We start from the raw sequence: 6,034 nt of genomic DNA, 5'->3' as shown, positions 1-6,034 counted from the left end.
TTGTATCCATTGCCATAATTCAATGATGATGAATTTATGAAAGCTCAAATTCATCAAGGAGTTGGAGCTTTGTTTTTTTTTGATTTTTTACAAGACCATCAAAAAGTTCCTTTCGTAATTCGATTTTAAGATGCCTTGGATAATTACTGGATCGTACTTCCAGTAGAAGTGTATAATATTCGGTTTGTGCGTCGGTCAAATCATATTCTTGTTCTAAGGCTTGCTTAATTGGTCCTCTGCGTTTTGTCAAGTGCGAATGGGATGTTTTACCCACTGAAACTTTTGCTAAAGCCCCCGTAAGTTCGGGCCGTGGCAGAATTATTAAGAAGAATTCGAATTAAGGATTTCTGCTTTAACAGCATAAGCCACATTTATAGGATTTGCTCTAAAACCTTTACTTTAACACTTTTTCTTGTTATTTTTTTGCCATATAAGCGCCCCCTGTTTTATGGATTGTTTGTAACATCTCAATAAATTATGGAGTCGAGTCAATATGATTATTTCATATACAAGAACTTATTGAGAAGTTGCGATTGTTTTTGCCAACATCCCATTATAGCAGGATTTCCAGATAGCTTGTTCTATTTTTTGCTCAGCAACCTTCAAAATTCAAGTATCAGCTTGTCCGAAGGACGCTAATTTGAAGAAACATAAAAAACCGCTTAGATATGTATTTTCTTATTTACCATGAAGAATTTAAAACAGGCCATTGTCAATGCGATAAACCGCTTTATCATTATTCAGAAAAAAGAAGGGTATTGGGTCTTTGACCTGGAAGCGGATACCACAATCACATCCGAATACATAATCCTCCAGCGATTTTTGGGCAAAGAGATTGATCCGGATCTCAAAAATCGTCTATCCCGATATATTTGCAGCAAACAGCTTCCAGATGGAGGCTGGCCCATCTACGAAAAAAGCGCAGCTAATGTCAGCGCTTCCGTCAAGGCCTATTTCGCTCTTAAGCTGATAGGCGACTCACCTGAATTATCGCATATGGCAAAAGCGCGCAAACTCATATTAAGCCTTGGCGGTGCAGCAAATGTTAATGTGTTTACACGTATTACCCTTGCCTTGTTTGGACAGATACCCTGGCATACAGCCCCGGCCATGCCTGTTGAAATCATGTTTTTGCCTAAATGGTTTTTTTTTAACATAAACAAGGTTTCTTACTGGTCTCGCACAGTAATCGTGCCACTGCTTATTCTTTATGCCAAGCGGCCGATTTGTCTCCTGAGACCGGAAGAGAGAGTGCCGGAGCTATTTCTGGAACCGCCCGATAATCTTTTTCATCTCGATCACTGCATACCCGGCCATTTTTGCAGAAATTTATTCATACTCTTAGATCGTATCTTGAAACGGATCGAGCGATTGATTCCTCAAGCTATCCGAAAAAAGGCAATCAGGCTCGCACAGAAATGGACTTTAGATCATATGCAATGCAAAGGCGGCCTTGGTGGCATCTTTCCGGCTATGGCCAATGCAGTCATGGCCCTTAAGGTTTTAGGTTATCCTGATAATCACCCGGATATGGCGCGCGGAATTAAGGCGATAAACGATCTGCTGGTCACCCACGGCAACAAGACTTTCTGCCAGCCGTGTGTTTCGTCGATCTGGGATACCTGCTTAATTCTTTCAACTTTGTGTGAAGCCGGCATCCCATCTGACCACCAATCCCTGACGTCTGCTATAGACTGGCTTTTTACGAAACAAATCTTTGTTACTGGAGACTGGAGCACTAAAGCGCCAAACCTTGAACCGGGTTGCTGGGCGTTTCAGTTCGAAAACAGATTCTATCCTGACGTGGACGATACGGCCATGGTTCTTATGGCTATGATTCGTGCCGGTGTTTTAAATGGGGACAAGTATAAGGAAAAGATAAAAAGAGCTGTGAACTGGATCATCGGCATGCAAAGTTCGGATGGTGGTTGGGGTGGTTTTGATATTGACAACAATAACCTTTACCTTAATAATATACCGTTTGCCGATCATGGTGCATTGCTTGATCCAAGCACTTCTGATCTGACGGCACGTTGTATTGAGCTTTTGTCCATGCTTGGCTATCGCCGTGATTTTCCACCCATCGCCAGAGCACTTTATTTTCTTCGAAAGAATCAGGAAGAAACCGGTGCATGGTACGGGCGATGGGGGGTGAACTATATATACGGTACATGGTCTGTGATCATGGGCTTAAGGCAGGTAGGTGAAGACATGTCTCTTCCCTATGTTCGGAAGGCAATTGAATGGTTGAAATCCTGTCAGAATAAAGATGGCGGCTGGGGTGAAGCCTGCGATTCTTACAATGCCCCCTGTTTAGCTGGTAAAGGCGACAGTACAGCATCGCAAACCGCATGGGCTCTGCTTGGACTCATGGCTGCAGGCGAAGTAAAGAGTTCTGCTGTCCAAAAAGGTGTAAACTACCTGCTAAGCACCCAAAATGCGCAGGGCGGATGGGACGAAAAGTTCTTTACCGGTACAGGCTTTCCAAGGGTTTTTTACCTGCGCTACCACGGATACAGCCAGTATTTCCCCCTTTGGGCTCTGGGTGTATACCAGCGGCTTAGCCAGGGACAAATCATGTGTCAGGATGAGATAAGATTGAAAAAATCTATATACGGTCAAACTATGGGGCCAGAAGATTGTGGTCGGTAAGACGCAACACTTTCTTCAAGCTGGCCTGTGCAGCAAGAAAGTTACGGCAGAGGCAAACAAGTGCAAAGATTTCTTGAGGGTGCCGGGCAAGGCTTTTGAGCAGGGACAAAGGGCGCAATCCGCCAAACTCATCGACGCCTGCCACAGCGCTTGCTGGAATAGACATATCTGCCGAATCAGAGATAGCACGTATAGCCACAAAAGGTACGTTTGCCTGAAGCGCTACCCGGGCTACTGCAACGCTCTCCATATCCACGGCAACAGCCCCGAAATTTTTGAATAATGCTCTCTTCTCATCAGGATTTATCAGCACCGTCGTACTTTGAATAAGTGGCCCCGTGTGGAAATTCACATGCCCGTTTAGCCGGCTGCAAAGGCGTTCATGCCAGGTAGTATTTACTAAATAGCCTGTTTGATTCGAAGAAAAAACTCTTTCGGGTATGATCAGACTGCCGGGAAAAAGTTCGGCGCTTAGTCCACCTGCGCTTCCCCAGCTGAGTAAAGCGGTCGCCCCCTCTTTTACCAATGTCCTGCCTGCGAGGTGTGCCATTTTAGGACCCAACCCAGACAATATTACGATGGTTTCCTCGGATACACGACATACCTCATCAGCAGATATTGGCTTTTTTACCAGGCACTGCGCCTCTGCTTTAAGCGCCACTACGATTCCAAGGAGTGTCAAAATATTCCCCTATTAGCCAAGATGCGTTATTATATGATAAGCCATTGAAATAGTAAATTTACTCGCTTAACAAGTTTGTCCGCCAGCCAAGCCCTCCTATCATTCGCCTGAGGCGCAGTCGATGGCGGACGGGCTCGCCTGCCACTACGAAGCCCGCCCTCCTGCCAAGTGGAGCGAGGCGGACAGGGCACGAGCAAGCAGGTCACAATTGGAATATCGAAATGCCGGCTTAGTCTGAATCCTCTTCGATGATTTGCTGCTGAATGTGCATCTTCTTCAAAAGAGTTTCAAACGATTTATGTTTAATTACTCTTGAGAAAGATTTTCGATAGTTTTTGACGATACTGACACCGTCGATCTTTACATCATAAATAAGAGATTCCTTTTTTGCCGATGTCAGGAGGTAATCGACAGAAATTTCATCATTTAACCTGATGATGACAGTTTTTACTAATTTCCGCTTCTGATTAATATTCTCTTCAATGTAACGGACTTCTTCTTGCTTGAGAAAGTCCAAAACCAGCCTTGTATAGGAATCCAGGAACAGGTCTCGAAAGGCGGCCTTGAATTCTGCCCATTGAGTATCATTGAGCTTTGTCCGAAAGTCTTCCAGCACTTTCTCGGACATCATATCGAAATCAAAGCTGTTTGCAACAATCTTTTCAATAGCAATCCTTCTTTTATTTCTGAATTCATGAGCCTGGATCTGGGGATCGGTCTGGATGGAAATCACCTGATCAAGTATACGTTTGACTATCTTGGTGGGTTCTCCTGCGATACCGTGGAAACACAGGAAAACAAGAGAAAGGGGAAAGAGCATCGCCAGTATGAAAATTTTAGATTTCATATTTACTCCTTATTCCAAAAAATTAACTGTAAGATTACCCATAGTCAGGCAATTTATTTTTTCATGTTTTGTTCTACAGAAAGATGAGTCGCCGAATGAAGTTTCCCCCTTTTTGAAAAGTTTTTAACTAGTTGTAAAATTGAAGGGATTAAAAATATTGCTGCGGTCAATATGCTAATGCTTCCGATCATAGCGAGCAATCCCAGGCTATACACCCCCTGGTGGTTTGATATAGTGAGACTCCCAAAACCTATGGTTGTCGTAAGGCCTGTGAGAATGATCCCTTTGGCGGTGCTAAACGGGAGTACTATATCTTGGTTCTTACTTTCTAACTAATACCACTTTCCTTATCCGTTGTTGTCTACAGGTGCTGTTTCCTCTGATAAAAACTTAATCTTGGTTTGCAGTCTGGAGATTAAATCATCAAAACCCTTGTCTTTGATTACACTCACAAATTGCGCACGGGTATTTGCAAGTTGGCTAATACCGGAAATCTGTATATCTACAATGCGCCACTTGCCTTTTATTTCACGAAGCTTGTAGTAAAAATCGATTGTCTCTTCATTGGACTTTCTGAGCGTACTGATTACAGTAACCGTGTTGTGAGCTGATTTTGTTTCAGAAAGCACTTCAAACTTTTCTCCGGAGTATTCATCAAAACGTCTGGCGTACGTTGCAACTGACCAGGTGGTGTACGTATCTAATAACAGCTTCCGCCGTGTTTCATGCAGGGTTTTCCAATATCTTCCCACTGATTTTTTAGCCATAAAACACAGAGCAAAACTGTTTTTAATAATTGGTTCTAAAAGTTTGTAGCGCCCTGAGAAACCAATCTCATCAGCCCTCTTCATAGATTCTAAAAGGGTGGTATTGAATGTTTTAATAACATCTACTGCCTTGGAATGTTCAGCCTTTCCATGAAAGGGTGAAAGACTTATACATATAAAAATGACTGAATTTATAAACCACCCATATTTCGTCATTTTAAAGATACTCATAGAAGACCCTTTCTGTGATAGAAATTAAGCGTGGTTGATATCATGAATTGTATTCCTTAAGACAGAAATTTGGAAGCTTGATAAGTCTTGGTTACCTTTTATTCTTGATGGTTTGGTAAAAAGTAAACATGCAGGAATTAACATACTCTCTATTATGCTATATTCGCTTTTATAAGTCTATATGTAGTCATTCATTCAACAAAACGGACTTTTTGCCGAACCATCATTCTTAATATAATATCAAATGGTTATTTGTTACAATAATTTTTTATAGATATTCCCCACCTTGGAATCCAAAGCCGACTTCAGATAATACTTTTAAATTCAAAATTCTTCTGATAAGTTTGTTTATGGTCATGGTCCCCTTTTTTTCTTATATCGAATATAATTCAGCTTTCACCCATGGGGACACATCCTTAATGCTGACAAATTATTGATACTGCCAATGCGAAAAATAGCGTATCTTGCAACCGCTGCAGGAATAATCCTGTTTCTCTCATTAATAGTCCATGAAGGAGTTGCCGAGATTATGGCCGCCCTGTCAGTGGGCGGGTGGAATCTATTGTGGGTAGTCGTGTATTACCTGGTACCTATGGCACTGAGTACCTCGGGGTGGTACGGACTCATCTCCATAAAGAGTCGTCCACCTATTCTGGTTTTACTGTGGGCACGCTGGATAGGTGAATCATTTAATACCCTGTTGCCGGTAGCACAAGTAGGCGGCCACGTCGTCCGAGCTCAATTGGTTGCGCGCCACGATGTGACAAAAACAGAAGCCGGAGCTACCGTCATGGTTGACTTTACCTTAGGGATTGCCGCTCAATTTGTTTTTGCAATTATGGGCACGCTTCTGTT

5 protein-coding genes are annotated in these 6,034 nt (G+C 42.7%); 2 read left to right on the top strand and 3 right to left on the bottom strand.

The window, feature by feature from the left end; genetic code table 11:
- Positions 1-687: 687 nt before the first annotated feature.
- Complete coding sequence (gene shc / locus AC3LHT_RS07980; RefSeq protein ID WP_488662519.1) at positions 688-2,652, top strand: squalene--hopene cyclase; 1,965 nt, start codon at positions 688-690, stop codon at positions 2,650-2,652.
- Here shc and AC3LHT_RS07975 read toward each other — a convergent pair.
- From AC3LHT_RS07975 to AC3LHT_RS07965, 3 genes are all read right to left on the bottom strand, one after another.
- Complete coding sequence (locus tag AC3LHT_RS07975; RefSeq protein WP_488662518.1) at positions 2,624-3,334, bottom strand: phosphorylase family protein; 711 nt, start codon at positions 3,332-3,334, stop codon at positions 2,624-2,626. The genes shc and AC3LHT_RS07975 overlap by 29 nt on opposite strands.
- Before the next feature lie 229 nt (positions 3,335-3,563).
- Complete coding sequence (locus tag AC3LHT_RS07970) at positions 3,564-4,181, bottom strand: MlaC/ttg2D family ABC transporter substrate-binding protein (RefSeq protein ID WP_488662517.1); 618 nt, start codon at positions 4,179-4,181, stop codon at positions 3,564-3,566.
- Between the two features lie 347 nt (positions 4,182-4,528).
- Positions 4,529-5,179: an ABC transporter substrate-binding protein gene (locus AC3LHT_RS07965; RefSeq protein ID WP_488662516.1), complete on the bottom strand. Its 651-nt coding sequence runs from the start codon at positions 5,177-5,179 to the stop codon at positions 4,529-4,531.
- Between the two features lie 445 nt (positions 5,180-5,624).
- On the opposite strand from AC3LHT_RS07965, the gene AC3LHT_RS07960 reads away from it, so the two are divergent.
- A partial coding sequence (locus AC3LHT_RS07960; RefSeq protein WP_488662515.1) for a lysylphosphatidylglycerol synthase domain-containing protein occupies positions 5,625-6,034 on the top strand: 410 nt, incomplete at its 3' end.

Source organism: Kosmotoga sp. (genome assembly GCF_982836095.1).
The sequence above is the reverse complement of the archived record's forward strand: the minus strand, read 5'-3'. Positions and strand labels throughout refer to the sequence as shown.

Coding starts and splice junctions, on each gene's coding strand:
- AC3LHT_RS07970 (WP_488662517.1), bottom strand. CDS start 4,181: ATGAAATCTAAAATTTTCATACTGGCGATGCTCTTTCCCCTTTCTCTT.
- shc (WP_488662519.1), top strand. CDS start 688: ATGAAGAATTTAAAACAGGCCATTGTCAATGCGATAAACCGCTTTATC.
- AC3LHT_RS07965 (WP_488662516.1), bottom strand. CDS start 5,179: ATGAGTATCTTTAAAATGACGAAATATGGGTGGTTTATAAATTCAGTC.